The sequence below is a fragment of the Bacillus sp. FSL P2-0099 genome (assembly GCF_038007445.1).
Taxonomy (GTDB): domain Bacteria; phylum Bacillota; class Bacilli; order Bacillales; family Bacillaceae_G; genus Bacillus_A; species Bacillus_A mycoides.
This window is the reverse complement of sequence record NZ_JBBOXE010000001.1, coordinates 2,347,871-2,367,201: the sequence shown is the minus strand read 5'-3', so window position 1 is coordinate 2,367,201 and position 19,331 is coordinate 2,347,871. Positions and strand designations below refer to the sequence as shown.

At 34.0% G+C, this 19,331-nt stretch carries 16 protein-coding genes and 2 pseudogenes; 6 read left to right on the top strand and 12 right to left on the bottom strand.

The features are described 5' to 3' along the window. The first annotated feature begins 108 nt into the window (after positions 1-108). Both MKY90_RS12140 and MKY90_RS12135 read left to right on the top strand, forming a co-directional pair. Positions 109-864, top strand: a pseudogene (locus MKY90_RS12140) (glycosyltransferase family 2 protein). A gap of 181 nt (positions 865-1,045) precedes the next feature. Continuing rightward, a complete protein-coding gene (locus tag MKY90_RS12135) occupies positions 1,046-1,906 on the top strand; it encodes an exosporium protein D (RefSeq protein WP_098168188.1) in 861 nt (286 codons plus the stop codon). 158 nt (positions 1,907-2,064) lie between these two features. Here the strand turns inward: MKY90_RS12135 and MKY90_RS12130 are convergent, their stop codons facing one another. From MKY90_RS12130 to gabT, 6 genes are all read right to left on the bottom strand, one after another. Next, positions 2,065-3,861, bottom strand: coding sequence for an ABC transporter ATP-binding protein (locus tag MKY90_RS12130; RefSeq protein ID WP_002085618.1), 1,797 nt, complete (start codon positions 3,859-3,861; stop codon positions 2,065-2,067). Beyond that, the gene (locus MKY90_RS12125; RefSeq protein WP_341091439.1) at positions 3,854-5,614 is read right to left on the bottom strand and encodes an ABC transporter ATP-binding protein; all 1,761 of its coding nucleotides are present in this window, start codon (positions 5,612-5,614) and stop codon (positions 3,854-3,856) included. Before MKY90_RS12125 ends, MKY90_RS12130 begins: the two co-directional genes overlap by 8 nt. A 262-nt stretch (positions 5,615-5,876) precedes the next feature. Continuing rightward, entirely contained in the window at positions 5,877-6,473 is a 597-nt protein-coding gene (locus tag MKY90_RS12120) for a DUF1349 domain-containing protein (RefSeq protein ID WP_002127357.1), read from the bottom strand. Positions 6,474-6,506: 33 nt separating this feature from the next. Continuing rightward, positions 6,507-7,391, bottom strand: a complete 885-nt coding sequence (locus MKY90_RS12115) for a GNAT family N-acetyltransferase (protein WP_002085624.1) — start codon at positions 7,389-7,391, stop codon at positions 6,507-6,509. Between the two features lie 262 nt (positions 7,392-7,653). Next, the gene (locus tag MKY90_RS12110; protein WP_002136285.1) at positions 7,654-8,343 is read right to left on the bottom strand and encodes an MOSC domain-containing protein; all 690 of its coding nucleotides are present in this window, start codon (positions 8,341-8,343) and stop codon (positions 7,654-7,656) included. 14 nt (positions 8,344-8,357) lie between these two features. Continuing rightward, positions 8,358-9,683, bottom strand: a complete 1,326-nt coding sequence (gene gabT, locus MKY90_RS12105; protein ID WP_002136283.1) for a 4-aminobutyrate--2-oxoglutarate transaminase — start codon at positions 9,681-9,683, stop codon at positions 8,358-8,360. A 129-nt stretch (positions 9,684-9,812) separates the two neighbouring features. Here gabT and MKY90_RS12100 point away from each other — a divergent pair, with 129 nt between their 5' ends. Next, entirely contained in the window at positions 9,813-10,715 is a 903-nt protein-coding gene (locus MKY90_RS12100) for a LysR family transcriptional regulator (RefSeq protein WP_085963395.1), read from the top strand. A gap of 308 nt (positions 10,716-11,023) precedes the next feature. Here the strand turns inward: MKY90_RS12100 and MKY90_RS12095 are convergent, their stop codons facing one another. Together MKY90_RS12095 and MKY90_RS12090 are read right to left on the bottom strand one after the other, a co-directional pair. Beyond that, on the bottom strand, positions 11,024-11,353 hold the full coding sequence (locus MKY90_RS12095; protein ID WP_002141746.1) for a heterocycloanthracin/sonorensin family bacteriocin: 330 nt from the start codon (positions 11,351-11,353) through the stop codon (positions 11,024-11,026). A gap of 1,146 nt (positions 11,354-12,499) precedes the next feature. After that, positions 12,500-12,652 (bottom strand): hypothetical protein, encoded by a 153-nt coding sequence (locus tag MKY90_RS12090; protein WP_002012858.1) that lies wholly within the window; start codon positions 12,650-12,652, stop codon positions 12,500-12,502. Between the two features lie 432 nt (positions 12,653-13,084). Here MKY90_RS12090 and MKY90_RS12085 point away from each other — a divergent pair, with 432 nt between their 5' ends. Further along, positions 13,085-14,713 carry a YVTN family beta-propeller repeat protein gene (locus MKY90_RS12085; RefSeq protein WP_341091435.1) on the top strand — a complete coding sequence of 543 codons (1,629 nt, stop codon included), beginning with the start codon at positions 13,085-13,087 and terminating at the stop codon, positions 14,711-14,713. A 362-nt stretch (positions 14,714-15,075) separates the two neighbouring features. Here the strand turns inward: MKY90_RS12085 and MKY90_RS12080 are convergent, their stop codons facing one another. Both MKY90_RS12080 and MKY90_RS12075 read right to left on the bottom strand, forming a co-directional pair. Continuing rightward, positions 15,076-15,327, bottom strand: a complete 252-nt coding sequence (locus MKY90_RS12080; RefSeq protein ID WP_061688794.1) for a DUF3947 family protein — start codon at positions 15,325-15,327, stop codon at positions 15,076-15,078. Positions 15,328-16,478: 1,151 nt separating this feature from the next. Continuing rightward, positions 16,479-16,793, bottom strand: coding sequence for a hypothetical protein (locus MKY90_RS12075; RefSeq protein WP_341091434.1), 315 nt, complete (start codon positions 16,791-16,793; stop codon positions 16,479-16,481). A gap of 2 nt (positions 16,794-16,795) precedes the next feature. Here MKY90_RS12075 and MKY90_RS12070 point away from each other — a divergent pair. Then, a pseudogene (locus tag MKY90_RS12070) lies at positions 16,796-16,882 on the top strand (tyrosine-type recombinase/integrase); the annotation flags it as partial. A 112-nt stretch (positions 16,883-16,994) separates the two neighbouring features. On the opposite strand, the gene MKY90_RS12065 reads toward MKY90_RS12070, so the two are convergent. Further along, the gene (locus tag MKY90_RS12065) at positions 16,995-17,258 is read right to left on the bottom strand and encodes a hypothetical protein (RefSeq protein WP_044441703.1); all 264 of its coding nucleotides are present in this window, start codon (positions 17,256-17,258) and stop codon (positions 16,995-16,997) included. 53 nt (positions 17,259-17,311) lie between these two features. After that, the gene (locus tag MKY90_RS12060) at positions 17,312-18,436 is read right to left on the bottom strand and encodes a C45 family autoproteolytic acyltransferase/hydolase (protein WP_061688798.1); all 1,125 of its coding nucleotides are present in this window, start codon (positions 18,434-18,436) and stop codon (positions 17,312-17,314) included. 376 nt (positions 18,437-18,812) lie between these two features. Here MKY90_RS12060 and MKY90_RS12055 point away from each other — a divergent pair, with 376 nt between their 5' ends. Next, on the top strand, positions 18,813-19,244 hold the full coding sequence (locus MKY90_RS12055) for a hypothetical protein (RefSeq protein ID WP_061688792.1): 432 nt from the start codon (positions 18,813-18,815) through the stop codon (positions 19,242-19,244). Positions 19,245-19,331 lie beyond the last annotated feature (87 nt).

The window sequence follows — 19,331 nt, the reverse complement described above, 5'->3', positions numbered from 1 at the left end:
AATCCGAAATAAATAATTATCCTTACACCTATCATCTTTATTTTTCTAGTTTTAAGGTAGGAACCTTCTAGCGATAAGATTCCCACCTTATCGTACTAAATAAGAAGTTTGTTATATAAGGAGGAGGTTTTCATTAAGACTACTTTAAGTTCTCATTTTTACAATGAAGAATATTTACTTCCATGGTGGTTAATGCATCATACAAAACTATTTGATCACGGTATTCTAATTAACCGAGGATCTACTGACCGTTCAGTGGAAATATGTAAGTTATTTGCACCTCATTGGGAAATTCGCAATTCAAAAGTAGTAGAATTTGATGCCTATCTAGTTGATCAAGAAGTTATGGAAATTGAAAAAGAAGTTACTGGATGGAAAATGGTATTAAATACGACAGAGTTTCTTTGGTGTTTTAATAAAGAACAATTCTTCACTTAACTCTAATGGAGGGAACAGGTTTTCCATTAGAGTTATAAAGATGATCGATGAACGTTATCACGGTATTTTAATCCACCCCAGTCCCAATCTGCTTTATCTCAACGGTAGATTAATTCACAATATTTTTCATGGTGACTACAGAGTCGGCAGACATGGCTCACATTATCCACATAGCATTTACATGCAGCCTGCTTTCGTTTTAAATTTTTTTATAGTCCATGGAACAAGGCTATGAAAAAAAGAAAATTACAAATTGGACCCACTCTTTCTAAACATAGTGTACAGCGTGGTTTAGGTTCTCATCATTTAACAACACTTGAAAAATTAGAAAAAAACTATACGCACTATGTGACCTTAACTACTGATCTTCGGTTAATCCCAGAATATCAAACTGTATTTCCCAATCTATGCTTTCCTAACTATTAATATCGTAAAAAGGTTAGCTATACATTTCTTATATTTGGGTTGACTGAAACAAATTCTACAGAACATACTTCTAAATTTTTTCTCTTATTTTCCTAAATAGAACTTTTTTCTACCTTGTACAAACATTTCTTACTTTTATTAAATACTATATATAGACAAATAAAAGATAGGAGATTAAAGAATGGCTGACTATTTTTATAAACATGGAAAAAAATACTATAAAAACTATTCTTATTCTCACCACAAAAAAGAGAACTGTTTCATTGAAACGCATACGATTGCCGGTTCAAATATACCTCTAGATATTGTCGTACCAGCTAACACTTCAAGAATAGTTTTCGAAGATTCTACTAATAATCACAACAAAACATTACTTCAGTTTCATGTTCCTGGCACCTCTGCACCGATTGTAATAACTATTCGTACAAGAAATGCTCGTAGACCAATTATTGCTACAATAGCTACAGGTGAAACAAGGATTTTTCAAGTAGAAAATTTTGAAAGCCTCACTGTCACAAATAATACCAATACAAGTAGCGATATTGGTATTTTTATTCAAAAAACGTTTTGCATCTGCTGTGATGACCAAAATGATTACTATGCAGAACAATCACATTCTCTTAACCAAAAGAGTAACTGTTTTATTGAGACTCATACCATAGCCGGTTCGGGAACTTCCTCAACTGGAAATGTACCTCTAGATATTATCGTACCCCCTAACTCTTCAAGAGTGGTTTTTGAAGATCTTACTATTAATCACAACAAAACATTACTTCAAATATCTGTTCCTAACGATTCCGGTCCCATTGAAGTAACTATTCGAACAAGGATTTCTAACACACCAATTATCGCTACGATAGTTCCTAATGAAACAAGGATTTTTCAAGTAGAAGATTTCCAAGAACTTACCCTCACAAATAATTCCGATTCCTTTGATTTTATCGATATATTTATCAATAAAACGTTTTGTATTTGCTGCAATGATCAGAACATCCCTTGCGATGAATGTTGCAATGAATACGACAATGATTATGATTGCTAGAATAACCGAAAAAGAAATCTCTCCTTTTACATTTTCCCATTAATACAAAAGGATGCTGTTAAAACATTTAGTGAGAGACTATTCGGATAGCAATGTTTGCAAATACAAAAAATGCGGTTTCTCTTATCACGAGAAACCGCATTACATCAATATTTTTGTTAAATTTTAAACTGACTTGTATACAAATCAAAGTAGAATCCTTTCTCTTCCATAAGAGATTCGTGATTTCCTCTTTCAAAAATACTACCATCTTTAATTACAAGTATTTGATCTGCTTTTTCAATCGTTTTCAGCCGATGAGCGATTACAAAACTTGTTCGCCCTCTCATTAAATTATTTAATCCAGATTGAATTTGTAATTCTGTTCTCGTATCAATATTAGATGTTGCTTCGTCGAGAATTAATATATCTGCATCTGCTAAAATCGCTCGTGCAATCGCAAGGAGTTGTTTTTGTCCTTGACTTAAATTCGAACCTTCTGAAGCAATTTCCGTTTCATATTGATTCGGTAGATGTTTTATAAAAGAATGTGCTGATGCTGCTTTTGCTGCTGCAACTACTTCTTCATCACTTGCATCTAAACGTCCATATCGAATATTTTCCATAATCGTTCCTGCAAATAAATACGTATCCTGTAAAACAACCCCTATTTTACTCCGCAAAGAATTAATATCATAATCCTTTATATCTTTTTCATCAATGCTAATTTGCCCTTTTTGAATGTCATAAAAGCGAGTTAACAAATTAATAATTGTTGTTTTTCCTGATCCAGTTGGACCGACTAAAGCGATTGTCTCCCCAGGATTCGCCTCGAGACTCACATCTTTTAAAATCATGTTGTCCTGTGCGTATCCAAATGAAACTTTCTCAAGCCTAACATGTCCTTGTAAATTTTGTACAAGTACTGCATCTTTTTTATTTTGAATTTCTGGTACTTCATCCATAATTTCAAAGACACGTTCTCCTCCAGCAACTGCCGCTTGAATCGTATTCATTAAAGTTGCAAATTGACTAAGTGGTCTTGAAAATTGTCGAGAATAATTAATAAAAGCTGCAATGACACCTACTGTTGTCATTCCGTTTAATACCATTACCGATCCAGTTCCAATTACAAGCCCCATTCCTAAGTTATTAATAAAGTTCATACTTGGAAAAATAAATGCTGAAAACGTTTCAGCCTTCGTTGCTGAAATTCTTAGCTGTTCGTTAATTTCATTAAAGTTATGTACGGTTTCTTTTTCTTTTCCGTATAACGTAGTTACGTCTGCGCCTGTAATAGCTTCCTCAATAAATCCATTTAATTCTCCTAAATCCTTTTGACGCTTCGCAAAGTTTTTCCCACTATAAGCAACTAGTTTTTTCGTAACGAAAAACATAATAGGTACTGTAATTAAAGTTACAATCGCTAAAATCCAATCTAATGAAAACATCGCAATTGTTACACCTATAAACGTTAACGCTGATGAAATGATTTGCACAACACTTTGTGTCAAAGCTTGATTTAAGTTATCAATATCATTTGTCACACGGCTCATTAAATCACCTTGAGAACGTACATCAAAGAATCGTAGAGAAAGTGTTTGGATTTTTTCAAAAATATCTTGTCGTATTTTTTGTATAGTCTTTAATGCAACATTAATCATTACAAATGTTTGTAACCATGTTAATAATACGGTTATCCCATATATCGCAATGAGTAGCATGCACATTCTGGCTGTCCCGCTTAAATCCTTCGGTACAATGTATTCATCAATGATGACCCCCATATAATATGGTCCAAGTAAACCTAGTAATGTCGTGATAAATACAAGAATAATAACGAACATAAGAGATGCTTTTTGATACCCCATATAGTTCCATACTCGCATTATAGTTCCTTTAGTATTCTTAGTTTTTCCCGTTTTCGGATTGTTACGTCCACCTTTATTTCCAAATTGTCCTTGAAAATTACGCACGCTCTTCCCCTCCTTCTTGCTGCAGGCTACCACCTTGGGAAAGATAAATTTCCTGATACACTTCACAAGTTGCCAATAAATCCTCATGCGTACCATTTCCAACTAATTCACCGTTATTCAAAACGAGGATTTTATCAGCATCTATAATAGAAGATATTTTTGATGCAATTAAAAATGTCGTTGTGCCACTATATCTTGTCCTTAACGCTTCCTGTATTACAGCTTCTGACTTCGCATCAACTGCCGATGTAGAATCGTCTAATACAAGAATAGATGGCTTTCTCACTAGGGCTCTTGCAATAGATATACGTTGTTTTTGACCACCAGATAGATTGGTTGCACCTTGTGTTAAGTTATATTGATAAGAGTCTTCCAGCTTATTGATAAACTCAGTCGCACAAGCAGATGAAGACGCTAATTCCAATTCATCATAAGTGGCATCTTCTTTTCCATAACGTAAATTCTCTTCTATACTGCCTGAAAAGAGAAGTGCCTTTTGTGGAACGAAGCCAATTGAAGCACGAAGTTTTTGCAAATCGTACGCTTTCACATTGACATCGTCTATATATATTTCACCTTGATCAACATCGTAAAGTCGCGGCAATAGTTTCGCTAATGTAGATTTACCACTTCCAGTAGATCCAATAATCCCTATTTTTTCACCTTTACGTACAGTAAAGGAAATATCTTTTAAAACATATTCATTATTTTTCGTATAACTATAACTATAACTAACATTTTTAAACTCTACATTACCATCCACTTGCTTTGGTTCATATACGTCGCCTTCAGTTGTAATGTCAACTTCAGTATGTAAGACTTGTTGTACACGATCAGCTGATGGAAAAGCACGGGCAATTTGAATAAATACCATACTAATAGACATAAGTGACATTAAAATGATATTTAAATAATTAATGAAAGCTAAAATGGCCCCTACTTGGAGTGTACCGTTAAAAACTTTTTCGCCACCAATCCATAAAGTTGCTACAATCCCGCCATTTACAACTAGCATAATAATTGGCATCATCAATGAAATAATTTGTATAGCACGAATATTTATTCCAGTTAAATTTTTATTTACTTTCTCAAACTGTGAGATTTCATATTTTTGTCTTACATATGCTTTTATAACACGTACACCGGATAAATTTTCTTGTAGCTTTGTGTTTACTTTATCTAATGCTTCTTGTACTCGCTTAAATGAACCGCTCGATTGACCTGCAATCAATACAATTGCAACTAATAATACGGGTACCACAACAAGTAAAATTGGAAATAGGTCTCTCGCTGTTACAAAGACTATAATGATACTTCCAATAAATAATAACGGTCCACGGACAAGTACACGTAACGTCATCGTCATTGCCGATTGAATAGATGTAATATCATTTGTCACGATTGTTAATAATTTACCTGTTCCAAATGAATCACGATTTTTGTTAGAAAATGTTTCTATTTTCGCAAACACATCTTTTCGTATATCTGTAGCGAAATTAACAGCAGCTTTTGTAGAATACATCATACAACCAAGTCCTCCAATTAAACCGATTGCTGCTGCTCCTATCATAAGAAGCCCCATTTTTATTACATAATTCAAATCCCGGTTTGCAATTCCAACATCAATAATATGTTGCATTATTGTCGGTTGAATTAAGTCCATCGCAACCTCAAGTACCATAAATAGCGGTCCAATAATAGCGAAGAACATGTATGGTTTTAAATACTGTAACAACTTGCGAAATGATTTCATACACAATCTCCTTTTTTCATGAAATTACCATCGAATAATTTATAGTCCTCCTTATTTGAGCAATATAGTCTGTAATTTCTCCATTAGTCCTATTATATTAGGCAAATTAATATTTAACATTATTAAATGATAAGTTTTAAATCATTTTTAGTCAATAAAATGGAACTTTAATCTACCAGGCATTTTCACTGCCAGTTGATGTGAATACTCTTTAACTTAATAAAAACCGCATTCTCATTTAGTAAGAATGCGGTTTTCCCATCTATATTTGTTCAATTTTAAAATCGAAAACCTCGGTCTCGAATCCATTATTTTCAGAAGGACTACACGTATAAAAACCAATTTTAACAGGCTCATTACCTATGTCCTCCATCAAATGAGCGATTCTTATTTGTTCCCATCGCTGACTCGTTTTCACATATATTGTATAATCGCCAAGTTTTCGAATAATTCGAAAACGTAATTGTTGCTTAGCAAACTCATTTGGATAGTCTTGCGTTGACCAATCAGAATAGCCATTATTCGTTACGACAGCACCTAAATGTGATGGGCCCTCAGGAATATATTCTAAAGATGTTTTTAACCAACACTTCTCAGAAATCATAACAAATAAACCCGCTTGATCGTATGTCGCATTTGGATTCATGCGCAATTGAACCTCAGCCTGAAAATCTGTCATTATCTCATCATAAAATACATGGCCATTCATTACTTCAAAACCATAATGGGTTTTCAGCCAAAAATCTGTTTCTTCTTTCGAATGGACAATGAATGTATCATTGTCTTCAAGTTTGTAAAATTTAGGTGCGTTCATTACAGTAAGTTGCTCAATATGATTTGGTATATATGATGTTTTCATAATTCCTCCATAAAAAAGCATTTAAATTAATATTTAAAACTCAGTTAATACCGGGAATTTATAACCTTTAAAATCTAATTCTTTATTACTTCGAACCATTAAATACTTACTAGTCTGTAATTCTGTATATTGTACATCATCAATTCCTAATTGATCTGGGTAGAAATAAAATTCAATCTCCGTAAATTCCCCAGAGATTTCCTCACATAATTCATCTAAAATCGGAATTACCGGCGCAAATACTCCAAATAATTTTAGTTTTTGATTTTCTACTGTAAAAACAATCAGCGCATCTAATTTCTCTGAATAATAAAGGTTTTCATTCCATGTTGAATCATACATATTTAAATAAAACGAAGAGCGGTAATTTAACGTTGAAAATTTATTAGAAAGCCTTTGGCCATTTTCAATAATCTCATGTATTAATTGTCTATCCTCTTCATTATAAAAATCTAACTTTTTAAGTTGAGAATCTTTGTAACCTTTATTTTCGCATGATACTGTCATCAAATATTCTTGCACAATTTGAAAACCAAATGGTTTATATAGTTCCGGATTTTCAGTAAACAAGACCGCACACTCGCATTGCTCATCAATTTCCTCTATCATCTTACTAAACAATTGTTTCATTAATCCTCGTCTACGATAATTCGGATGTGTCATTACTGATTGAATACCCGTTGCATTTATTTTTTCACCATTAATTAAAAGCGGAAGTGAAAATGCCGCAACATTTGCAATCGCATTATCATCTTGTAAAAATGATAATGCTTTATATGTATAATCCCAATACCCTTTCTCTGAAAAATCCTGCAATGTTTGGCTCGTAATCCCAAACACTTCTTCAAATAAAGGAAATAACTGTTCTCTTCTCGGTTCTTCTAATAGAAAGTTTGCCATTTTTTTAACATTCCCCATGTTGTCCCTCCATACGTCGATTCCATTAATTTAGATATACTTATATGACCTACTCTCAAAAAATAGGCCTTTCAAATCAATATAGTATCATAAAACTTTTAAAAATGGTTTAATTTATTTTATGTTTTGATTATTAAAAAACAAGTCGAATAAACTAGTATTAAGATTTTTGAATAATATCATGTTTATTATATAGCAAATGGTGCTTCCTACTTATCTTTCCGATAATAGAAATACACCATTTTATGCAAATATAATTCACCTATTCTTTGGTTCCCTCAAGTCGCTCCTTCGTACTAATTTCTTCTCCCTTCACTCGCTTTTCAAACGTCTTTCTCCAACTAGTAGACAGTGCATTTACTTCTAAAATCCTTTTTAATCCTTCAGAGTTTTGTTTTTCTTTATGCATTATGCGATTCGCAAACAAAATTGACACACCTTTTGGATCAGGCTTCAACAATTTTAAAGTATCTACCGGTAATATCCACCCTTCTTTTAATACTCGAAAATAAAAACCTGTGTATCCTGTATCTTGAAAATATAATGGCAACTTTGGAATATTATATTTCTTCGCTAATTTAAAACAAGGTTGTCTTGGCTGCGTTACTTGTACAATCGCTTCTCCGAGTTGAAACGTGTCACCAATACAAACATCTTCTTCACGCATTCCGCTTACTGTTATATTTTCACCGAAAGCCCCATATACAAGTTCCTGATTCAACTCTTTTTCCCAGTAAGGATAGTGGTCACCAGTATAAACACAAACCGCTTTATCTACCCCTCCATGATGAACTAAATCCGCCTGTCCATCTCCATTAAACTTTAAAAATGATAAAAAAACAGGTTCCTTTACTTGCTTTTTATTTATCCCTGTTTGAATTAACTTCCCACCATACATAACCTCTTTTGGTAGTCCTATATTTAAAGATAGGATTTCATATACTTTAGTCATTCAAATTCCTCCTCTTACTTGCGGCACAACTTTTCAAAAGACTCATTTATTATTTCAAACCCTCTATCTATTTCTTCGTTTGAGATAACTAGAGGTGGTAAAAAGCGTAGTACATTATCAAATATCCCCGCTCCAATACTTATAAGCCCATTCTTCCAAAAATCTTCAATTAGCTTTACTGTTAGTTGTTTTGCAGGTTCTTTCGTTATGCGATTCGTTACAAGTTCCATTGCAACCATCGCACCGATTCCACGAACATCACCAATCACTTCGTACTTTAATTGCATTTGATGTAGATGTAACATTATTCTATTTCCAATTTGCTGAGCCCTTTCAACTAGATTTTCTTCTTCCATTATTTCAAATACAGCAAGACCAGCTGCACAAGATAACGGACTACCTGCAAAAGTTCCACCAATTTGTCCTCTCCCAGGAATGTCCATCAACTCCGCACGACCGACAATAGCACTTAATGGTAAACCGCCAGCAATTGATTTTGACAAAGTCATTATGTCAGGCTCTATATGAAAATGTTCTGTTGCAAACCATTTCCCTGTTCGGCCAAATCCAGTTTGCACTTCATCCATTATCATTAAAATACCGTATTGATTACAAATTTCTCGTAATCGTTTTACAAATGTAATAGAAGGAACAATAAACCCACCTTCTCCTTGTACTGGTTCCATTACGATTGCTGCTACTTTTTCAGGTGATACTTCTTCTAAAAACTTTTCAAACTGATAAATGACTTGAGAATCCACTTCTTCAGTAGAAACTCCTTCTTCAGCTCTGTAATAGTACGGATACGGCAATATATGCATGTCTGAAACGAACGGACCAAATCCTGCTTTATATGGAGTTTCTTTGGTCGATAGAGACATTGTCATTAATGTTCTCCCATGAAATCCTCGTTCAAACGAAATTACTTTACTCCTCCCTGTTACTTTACGTGCGATCTTTACAGCATTTTCAATCGCTTCCGCACCACTATTGGCAAACATCGTTTTTTTCTTACTTGTACCTGGCACTTTCTCATTAATTTTCTCCGCTAAAGTAATATAATTTTCATATGGAGTTACATGAAAACAAGGATGTATAAATGATTCTGCTTGTTTTTGTACCGCTCTTACAACTTTCGGATGACAATGTCCAACATTTTGCATACCAATTCCACCAGCAAAATCAATAAACTGATTTCCATCTACATCTGTTATTATCGCTCCCCTTGCTTCTTTTACATATAAAGGCGTTAAATGATATATTCCTGTCGGTACAGCCTCCTCATACCTTTTTTGAAGTACTTGTGAATAACTACCCGGTAATACACTAGATTTCAACAATTCTTCTTCACCTCATCTAATTTTTTAATCAATCCATTTCTGATAAAGTGATTATATATCCCACAAAACCATTGTTCAATTCAATTATTTATATAATAATGATAGGTATATCCTATGATTAAACTTGAGGTGATTTCAATCGAATTACGACAATTAGAATACTTTTTAGCTGTTTCGAAAGAATTACATTTCACAAAAGCAGCCGAGAAATTAAATATTTCACAACCTTCACTAAGCCAACAAATACGTGCATTAGAACATGAAGTAGGCATGCCACTTTTCGATCGAATTGGTAAAAAAATATCTTTAACTGAAGCAGGCAGAGTTTTATTATCGCACAGTAAAACAATCTTTCACGAAGTCGAACAAGCTCGTTCTGCCATTCAAGATTTAAATGGATTACATCATGGTTCCTTAACAATAGGATCTTTGTTAACCGTAGTAAATTATTTACTACCACCAGCTATATTAGATTTCAATAAGCAATATCCAAATATCGAACTCTCTGTGTTGGGGCTTCGTACAGGAGAAATTCGTGAAAAATTATTACAAAATGAATTAGATATTGGTATTACATTTCTCCCGGTGCAAGATAAAGAGATTGTTTCTATCCCACTATATAAAAGTGAACTTACATTAGTCGTGCCAACCAGCCATTCTTTAACTGAACGTAAGTATGTATCTATTGAAGAATTACAGGACTATCCTTTAATTCTTCTACCTAAAAATTTCTATTTAACAGAACTAATTACATCTCATTGCCAAAACTTTAACTTTAAACCAAAGCCAATTTTAGAAATTAGTACAATGGAATCTTTAATTCAAATGGTCGCACAAGGTATGGGGATTACCGTGTTACCAAAACCATATATAGACTTTTTGCAAAATGAGCACATACAAGCTATTAAAATTGAAAACCCCACTCCAACAATAGATATAGGACTTATTTATAGAAGAGATAAATATATGTGCGCTGCTACCCGGAAATTTATTGAGCAACTCAAAATAACAGTACATTCTTTACAAAAATAAGCATAAAAAGAGATTATCCTATGCAGCCGTTACACAACGACCTATTAGAATAATCTCTTTTTATTATGATATAAAACATTACATTTTATGGTTTCTTTTCTAATAACCTATTATTCATTATAAGTGCTAAATTATTATCGTATTATTAAGCTACACATCAGCGATATTTTATGTCTATTTCGTATAGGTGTTAGCAAGTCCGTTTGCAAACTTGTTAGCACATTTTTATAAAAATTATATAATGCTTCACAAAGTAGGAATCCGTTTCGATCAATCTTTTTTCAAAATGGATTCCTTTTTGTCTCTTATCAATATTCAAATGTTACAGTAGTACCATTAAAACCATCAAAACAATTAGAGCAATTAGAGCAATTAGAGCAATTAGAGCAACCACCACAACCAAAACAACTAAAGCAACCGAAGCAACCAAAACAACGGAATCCACCACAACGACCACCGCCACAACGACCACCGCCGCCACAACCACCACAACGACCACCGCCACAGCCGCCACAGCGACGAGCATCATCTGTAATATAGTAATATGGATATTGGTTTTGCTGGTCCCAATACACAATATTTCCAGGCTGATAATCATTAAGGCTTAACGCTTGTAGTTCTTGTTGAAAATTATTCATCTTCATGACCTCCGTTTATAAACTAAAACCCCATCGATACTTTCCTATATTTCTGTTCGTTAAATCTAAGTAGAAATAGCGCTATAAAGTGAAACTTTAATCAGTAGGGGTTTTGTTCATCCCCCACTGATTATTAGCCCGCACCAATCGGGCGTTTACTGGCAGCAGGGCTCCCACCTAATTTCTTTGCTCCAGTTGAATTTTGAGGTGGGAGTTTTACTGCCCACAAATAGCGGGCTAAACTAAGTTCAATACGTACACCAACAAAATATGACCTATCACTAGATGATGCACCTTGTTCATATGCCTATTTTTAGGTTATTTTTACTATGGGCTCATTTTTATAAAGTGAAACTTTAATCAGAGGGGGTTTACGGGCAGTTAATGCGGGCTAAATGGACATTATAAAATATGAATTTAAACAATAATATTTAGATTTATGTCATCATTTTCTAGTTCTATAGTCGTATATTCCATAATTTTGTTTGGTCATCTTCGTATTTCCAATATGCACTCCCATCTTTATTTTTCTTCGCTTCAATATCTGCTATATCAGAGCTAATTTTATAAGTATTTATAATTAGTGATTTCTGCTAAGAAAAGTCTATTTTTATGAATGGCAAATCAGCGATGTTTTATGTCTATTCCGCATACGTGTTAGCACTTTCTTATATTTCTTCTATTGCATACACCTTCATAATTTCAATATATTTTCCCTTACCACATGGACATGGTTGCTCTCTTCTATATGATTCTTCCCAGCTCATTTAAACACACCTCTTTAACTACTTAATTTATATTATTATATAAAAAATCCCTGCCACAAGGCAGAGCGAGTAAGATGGATTACACGTATCATATAACAATTTATATTAGTAACACAAAAGATCATAATTTCATCTTCACTAAAATAAAACCACGTTCATATAATCCCTAAAGCAGTAGCTATCAAACGGATAGCTATTTTTTTATTCTCATAAAAACTATCACGCCTCATCATCAATTCATTATAAACATAGGAATCTTTGACTTTCTCACTCCCAAAATACTTCAATTCAATTATCTGACGTTGATCATTATCAAGAGCATATTTCAATGTCCGTTCAATTTGTTTAAAACGTATCTCATGATTCTTATCGTCACCTTTCATTTTAGGAAAAAGAACGATGCCCCCGCTTGAGCCTGTTCTTCTTGATTTTTCATCCGAACGCACAATGCTTTGTAGTTTTTCAGCTCCTTCACCACAAGTCTTCGCATCTCTTTTTCATCGATGTCTTCAGAAAATGACAATTGATTCATACGATACGGTTCCCCTCCGTTCGATTTACTTACTTATAAAAGGATTATTTTATTAAGTTTTATTTCCACTAAACAATCCAGTCTCTTAAATGTATTAAGATACTGGAAAAAATTCAAATCAGATGCCCGTTATATGGAATGCGAGTCATATTAATAAAATCATATGTCATAATATCTTCTATTCCTATGATTACAACATCCTATTAGTAACTAAGTATTGATTATATGTACTATAAAAATATCTTCATTTTATTTATATATATGATTACATGTAAAATAAGATCTTCTTCACTTTATTGACATATACTTTGAAGGAAGAAAAATTTCTGAACATTTTATATTAAACATATACCCATAAATACTTTAAACTCAGTTGCTAATATAAATTATCAAGACATATCTAACATTTAAAATTTTTTAGAGGAGTTATTTATGAGACATAATAATAAGTCAAATCCACCAAATTCGTGTGATAAGTTTCAGCTCCCCTGCTTTATTTCTGTATCCCCTTGTAATCAAAGTAATTGTTGTACACCTGTTTTTTTCTCAAATTCTCAACAACAAGAATTATTGCAAATAATAAACCAATTAAACCAAGCTATCCTTTCTTTCTTCACAACACCAAATCCTACAACTAGACAAATACTCCAAACAGCATTACAGGCATTAAATGATTTATTAATAGCAGTACAACCAAATACACCAAATAGAAATTTAGTTTTACGAACTATAAACCAATTAATCAATTCCTTACCTACTGCAACTCTCACTCAAATTTCAGCATTATTCCAATTTCTATTCCAAAACTTGTCTTCACTTATTAGTTGTTCAAATATATCGGACCCCTTGTTACAGCAGACATTTAGCTTAATTTTACAAGGAGTCTTGAATAGTTCACTATTCAACATTACTGGAACGACGGGGCCTACGGGGCCTGAAGGGCCTGAAGGACCTACTGGACCTCAAGGCGTGCAAGGCATTCAAGGAACTGAAGGGCCTGAAGGACCTACTGGACCTCAAGGCGTGCAAGGTATTCAAGGGCCTGAAGGACCACCGGGACCTACTGGGCCATCGGGAGATTGTGATTGCCCACCGGGGCCAACTGGACCGACGGGACCTACTGGGCCTACTGGGCCGACGGGACCTGGATGTAATTTCCTTGTTTATGCTACAAACGCAGGAGCCATTGATGATCCTGCAGATGATACAGTATCTGTAATTAACACCGGAACAAATACAGTAGTCGATACAATCACTGTAGATAATGCACCTCTTGAAGTAACAGTTTCACCAAATGGGACTCGTGCTTATGTTACTAATATTTTTTCTAATACCGTTTCCGTTATTGATACTGCCACTAATACAGTTATCGCTACCATCCCTGTTGGAAATAATCCAATTGGTGTAGCTGTTTCTCCAAATAACACAACTGTTTATGTTGGAAATCATGGTAATAATACAGTTTCTGTTATTAACGCTGCTACCAACACAGTTGTTGGTACCATTAATGTTGGAATCGCTCCGCAAGGAATTACTGTTTCACCAAATGGGGCCCTTGCGTATGTTGCAAACGAATTAAGTAATACAATTTCTGTTATCGCTACTGCTACCAACACAGTTGTCGGTACCATTAATGTCGGTATTCGACCTAGGATAATCGTCTTCACACTAGATGGGACTCGTGCTTATGTCACAAATCAAAACAGCAATACTGTTTCTGTTATTAACACCGCTACAAATTCCGTTATTGATACAATTAACGTAGGTACCGAACCTGTTGGTATAGCTATTACACCGGATGGAGCTCGTGTTTACGTTGTAAATAAAGTAAGTAATAATGTATCTGTAATAGGTACGTTGACAAACACCGTCATCGATACCATTCCGGTTGCACTATCACCAGACCAAGTGACTATCATACCAGATGGCACTCGCGCCTATGTTACAAACCAAGCTAGTAATACTGTTTCTGTCATCAATACTGCTACAAATACGGTTATTGATACGGTCCCAGTAGGTGTTGCTCCAACTGGTATAGCAACCGGAATTATTTGCGAATAATATAAAAAACAGAGAGACACTAATCATATTTCTCTGTTCTTCCATTAATCCCCATCATATCCGAGCAGTTAGCTTTTGCTAGCTGCTTTTTTTACAAATAATAATTAATTTACCCAAGAGCATTTCAAAATATTTTCGTATGATATGGTGTATTCCTTTCTTTTGAGTGAATGATCTCGTCATGAGAGCACTTTATTAAGTGCTCTTTTCGTGTTTCAAATACATACAAAATAAAATTTTTATATTAATCTTAATTACACATTTAATTGAATATTAATTCATCAGATACGAATCATTTCTTATAAGGGCGCTCTGTACTTGCGCTCTTATATAAATACTTAAATTTATTCCCCCGCATATTTTTATAAATTGTATACAGTTCCATATGGAATTGTTGAAACAGAAATTCCGTATGGTGTAATATGATGCATTGGGTAATAATACTCCATAGATGGATAGTACGATTGTATGCCTTGCTGTATTTGTTGCATTTGCTGCTGTGCTTGTAACGCTTGTTGAACAGCTTGAATTGTAGTTTGTGCTCCGCTATACGTAATACCCGCGGTACCATACGGACGCATTCTATCTCGGGTATCAAAATATGAATAAAACATTAGTATTCAACTCACTTCCATATAAGTTATTACAAAGTATATTATGAGTATTAATTTCAGTGAGTGTTAAAAACTAGTCAACTAGCTTTTATTCAAATAACGTTTTTGTTGAACTGCCTTTTTTTAATCTCCACGCCTTATCAAAATATAATCTTATATTTCTTTCAACTTATTATGATGCAAGTGTCTACACTAAATTGTTAGACAAGCATAAAATAAATTAAGTCTAATAATAAAGGAAAAATAAATATGCAAAACCGTTACATGCTTACAGTCAAACTCACCTCATTTAACGGGACAACGCTGACTGGCATTACTATAGAAAGTATCACGCTGACAGCGAACGTCACGTTAAGAACAACCTATCATCAAGCAATTCTCAATCGATTTCCCCCTCAGGACCCAGTTCGTCCCCTAGTCGTGAACTATAACGTAGCCGTCAAATCTGGCAGAAGATCTGCTATCTTGAATGCCGTGACGCAGCTCGCGAATGCTGGGGTAAGCGCGCAGGTCCGTCTGGATTCCTGTAACAATACCGTGGCATCCTTCCGTCCCGTTCCCTCAATAATATAAGTCAGATACCCGTCACAATAGGATAACGACTGTGACGGGTACGAAGCTGTTCGAGTGAATAGCCCTCAAATTTGTCCCCATCCCATTTCCCTTCACTCCTTGAATATTTTTTCAAAACCAATACATACTATTTTCAAGCCGCCGTATCCACGGCTAATACTTCTTTCTTTTGTTACAGCAGAAGCAGGTAGATTCGTCACTTATCTGCTTTCTCTGTATATTTTTAAAAATATCGAAAAGACTACCTACAAGCTGTTTGAACTAGCAGCTTCACTCTTCTTGTAATGGGAAAGCAATTTATCACAATCAGCTAACTCATTCGACTCACTGGCAGACAACCAAAATTGTTGTCTGCTTTTTGTATGGAATTTTTCATTTTGCATATACTACTTTTGAGCCTGTTTACCAATGTAAGCCATTTTGGTGTTTTGAATTCCGACTAAGCTTTTTTGTTGCATAAATTATTACATCTTTGACAACACTGGTTAAAAGCGCGTTTTCTGGTTATTCGTAGTTCTAGTCCAGAATAATTTTTCTCCTATAAAGGACAGTAGGTACGACTGCTCGTCCTTTTTTACTTATATCGCATACTCTCCCTTTTGACAGCTATGAACCACATTGCCCTCTTCATCGAAGTAAGCAATTTTCCAATAAGGGGGGCAGTTGTACGCTTCTATTTCCCCATCGAACAAAACGAACAAATTAGTTTTCCAGTTTCCAACGATCGTACCCCACTTGCCAGCTACATTTACTCGCATACCCATGTAAGCAAAATGTAGATTTCGGTGGTTCTGCATTTTCTTGAAAGCTTTTTCAGCGCTGTACATCTGCTTGATGTCAAAAACACCTTCGTTCTCGCACTTTACAAACTTCATGAATTCTGTCATTGACATTTGATATCTCTTTAACTTTAAGGGTATATTCTCATGTCTTACCCAATATGCAAGAAGATGCAGCGAAAACATTCGCGAAGAGTATATTTCGATATGTGTTTACAAAATGTTTGCAAACACATATCGAAATGCTCAAAAGCATTGATTTAAAGGCATCTATAGCACATTGAAATAAAACATTACATATAAACTCGTGTAATTTTAGTGCACCTTTTTTGAGATTGGAATATATTTTGTAAAATACGCCCCCACTAGCAACAATACGATTGAGACTAGCCAAGTAAAAATACCCCCAAAATGAAGCCAATATGCAAACAAATTTAAGATTGCAATTAAAAAGCAACAAATAGAAGTTAATGAACTTTTTAATCCTTTTATCCCCGCTTTTTTTCTTTTTTGATATGTTATATACATCAAAGCGACTAGAAAAAGGATTAGAACAATTGGTAACATAGCTTGTAGCAATGGCAATCCCTCCTGTCTATTCCCACCCCTTCATTTTACCATCTTATTCCTTTTTAATCTTTAGGAGTCATTTCATTTTTCTCTTCTCTCCAAAAGTCAGCATAAGTTTTATTTTTAAAGTTCACATTCACTTCGGAAAACGGAAGGCTTTCTCCAACTTTCAATGAGTACCACTCGTTTAAAAGTGGCGATCCGAAGCAAATATTCAATGTACGATCCTGTAAATCAATTAATACAGAATGCAAAGTCCCAAACCACTCTTCATAATTATGCACCGTCACCCCGATAGGATATTCTTCTTCTACCAATCCTTTTAAAGATTCCATGCTCACCTGTTCATTTCGATTTAAATGCTCATGTAAAATGTGATATCTTTTTGTAGATTGTTCTAATTTCCTATTATTTAATTTCTGAATAGGTGAACTGACTGCATGGTTTGTTGATACGGTAAAAGCTTGACTTTCCTCATTAATTGTTGTTATTGATTTATGCCCGTCAAATATTTCAATATGTGCTGCGTTTAAAGGATCCGCTACAATTATATTAATATTACTTGCTATAGGCATTTCTTTTATTAAAGATGTAGCTTCATGCGTATTTCTACATTTCTCCAATATTACTCGAATTACCGCAAAACATTGCAAACCATTTACCATCGGTTTTCTTAAACCTTCAATATTCCCTACAGGTTGACCACATGCTGAAAATGTAATAGATAACCCATGCTCATTAACTCCTTCTGTTCGGCCAAAATATTGAGTAGAAAAACCACTATGTGCATATGCACCTTCAACATGCGTCGAACAAAAACGCATATCATCTATTTTGGGTGATAAATCAAAATTTCTTAATACATATGTATGCTTTAAATCAGTTTTTTTAGGTAATACTGCACAATGACTACAACCTGCTTTTAATAGTGTCTGATAATAATACATCATATTCCTTGAAGGAATTTTCAATACTTCGCAAAAGCCTTCAATTTCTTCATTAATTCCTGGACAATATTGTTTTAGTACATTTCTAGATTCTGTCCAATGGTTATCCCATATTAAATTTTCTTGCTGTATAAATTGTGGAATAAGATACGGATGTTTCTTTACGAATTCTCCTTGTTGCTTACCAATTTCATAATGATCTCCTTTTAGTGACGAAAAATACCCCTTTATTTGATACACCATAATCTCCCCCTCACATTGAATATATTCCATATCATACCAAAACACTTTTGTTCATTCTTGATGTTTTTTGCTATTTCCCCCATCACAACCACGGTTTTCCTTTTCAAAAGGCATTATTTACTGTCTAGTTAAAACCTTGTTAAGATTACCGTAAGAATAGACTTTTAATAGGTTGTAAAAATAAGTTCAACATTACAAAACTAGATTTAATAATATCAAATGGATAATACTCTACATCGAAACTTCTTATTTGCGATCAACTATTTATTGAAACGAGCAAACTTGTATTTATAGGATTGCAAATAGCCACATTTTACAATTAATGAATAAATTTTTTACTCATCCATTTTCATGGCAAAAGGAGTATATATTAATGTGTAATAGCAAACCAGTTGATGAATTGACTATTGAAGACTTGAAACAAAACCCGATATGGGAATGGGAAATAGATGAAGAGGAAAATGAAGAGTGCGATGAAACGTGGGTAAAACCAGTGGAAACTATAAATTTCACAGAAGAATTAAACGGTTCAATAGTACTGGGCGAATTAATAATACATAATGATGAGAAATTCCCTATGATGTGTAGTATTGATATTGAAAATAACGAGGTATTAATTAGTTCCATTGTTTTTTATAACGAAAAAGAAAATGAGTATTTTGCTATAGAAGATGTAGTGAAAAAGGTTGAGATGCCAATCTCAATTAATATTTATCTCACAATTAATGGAGAGCCTAGATTTTTAAAATTCTCTGCAAATAAAATTGATATTTATAGAAACACTATAAAAACTAACTTACATTAAATTCAAATTGAAGTTAGGAGAATACTCATTAAGTAAAAAATGGGAAACCATTATAATTAACGGTTTCCCATATATCCTCCTATTTTC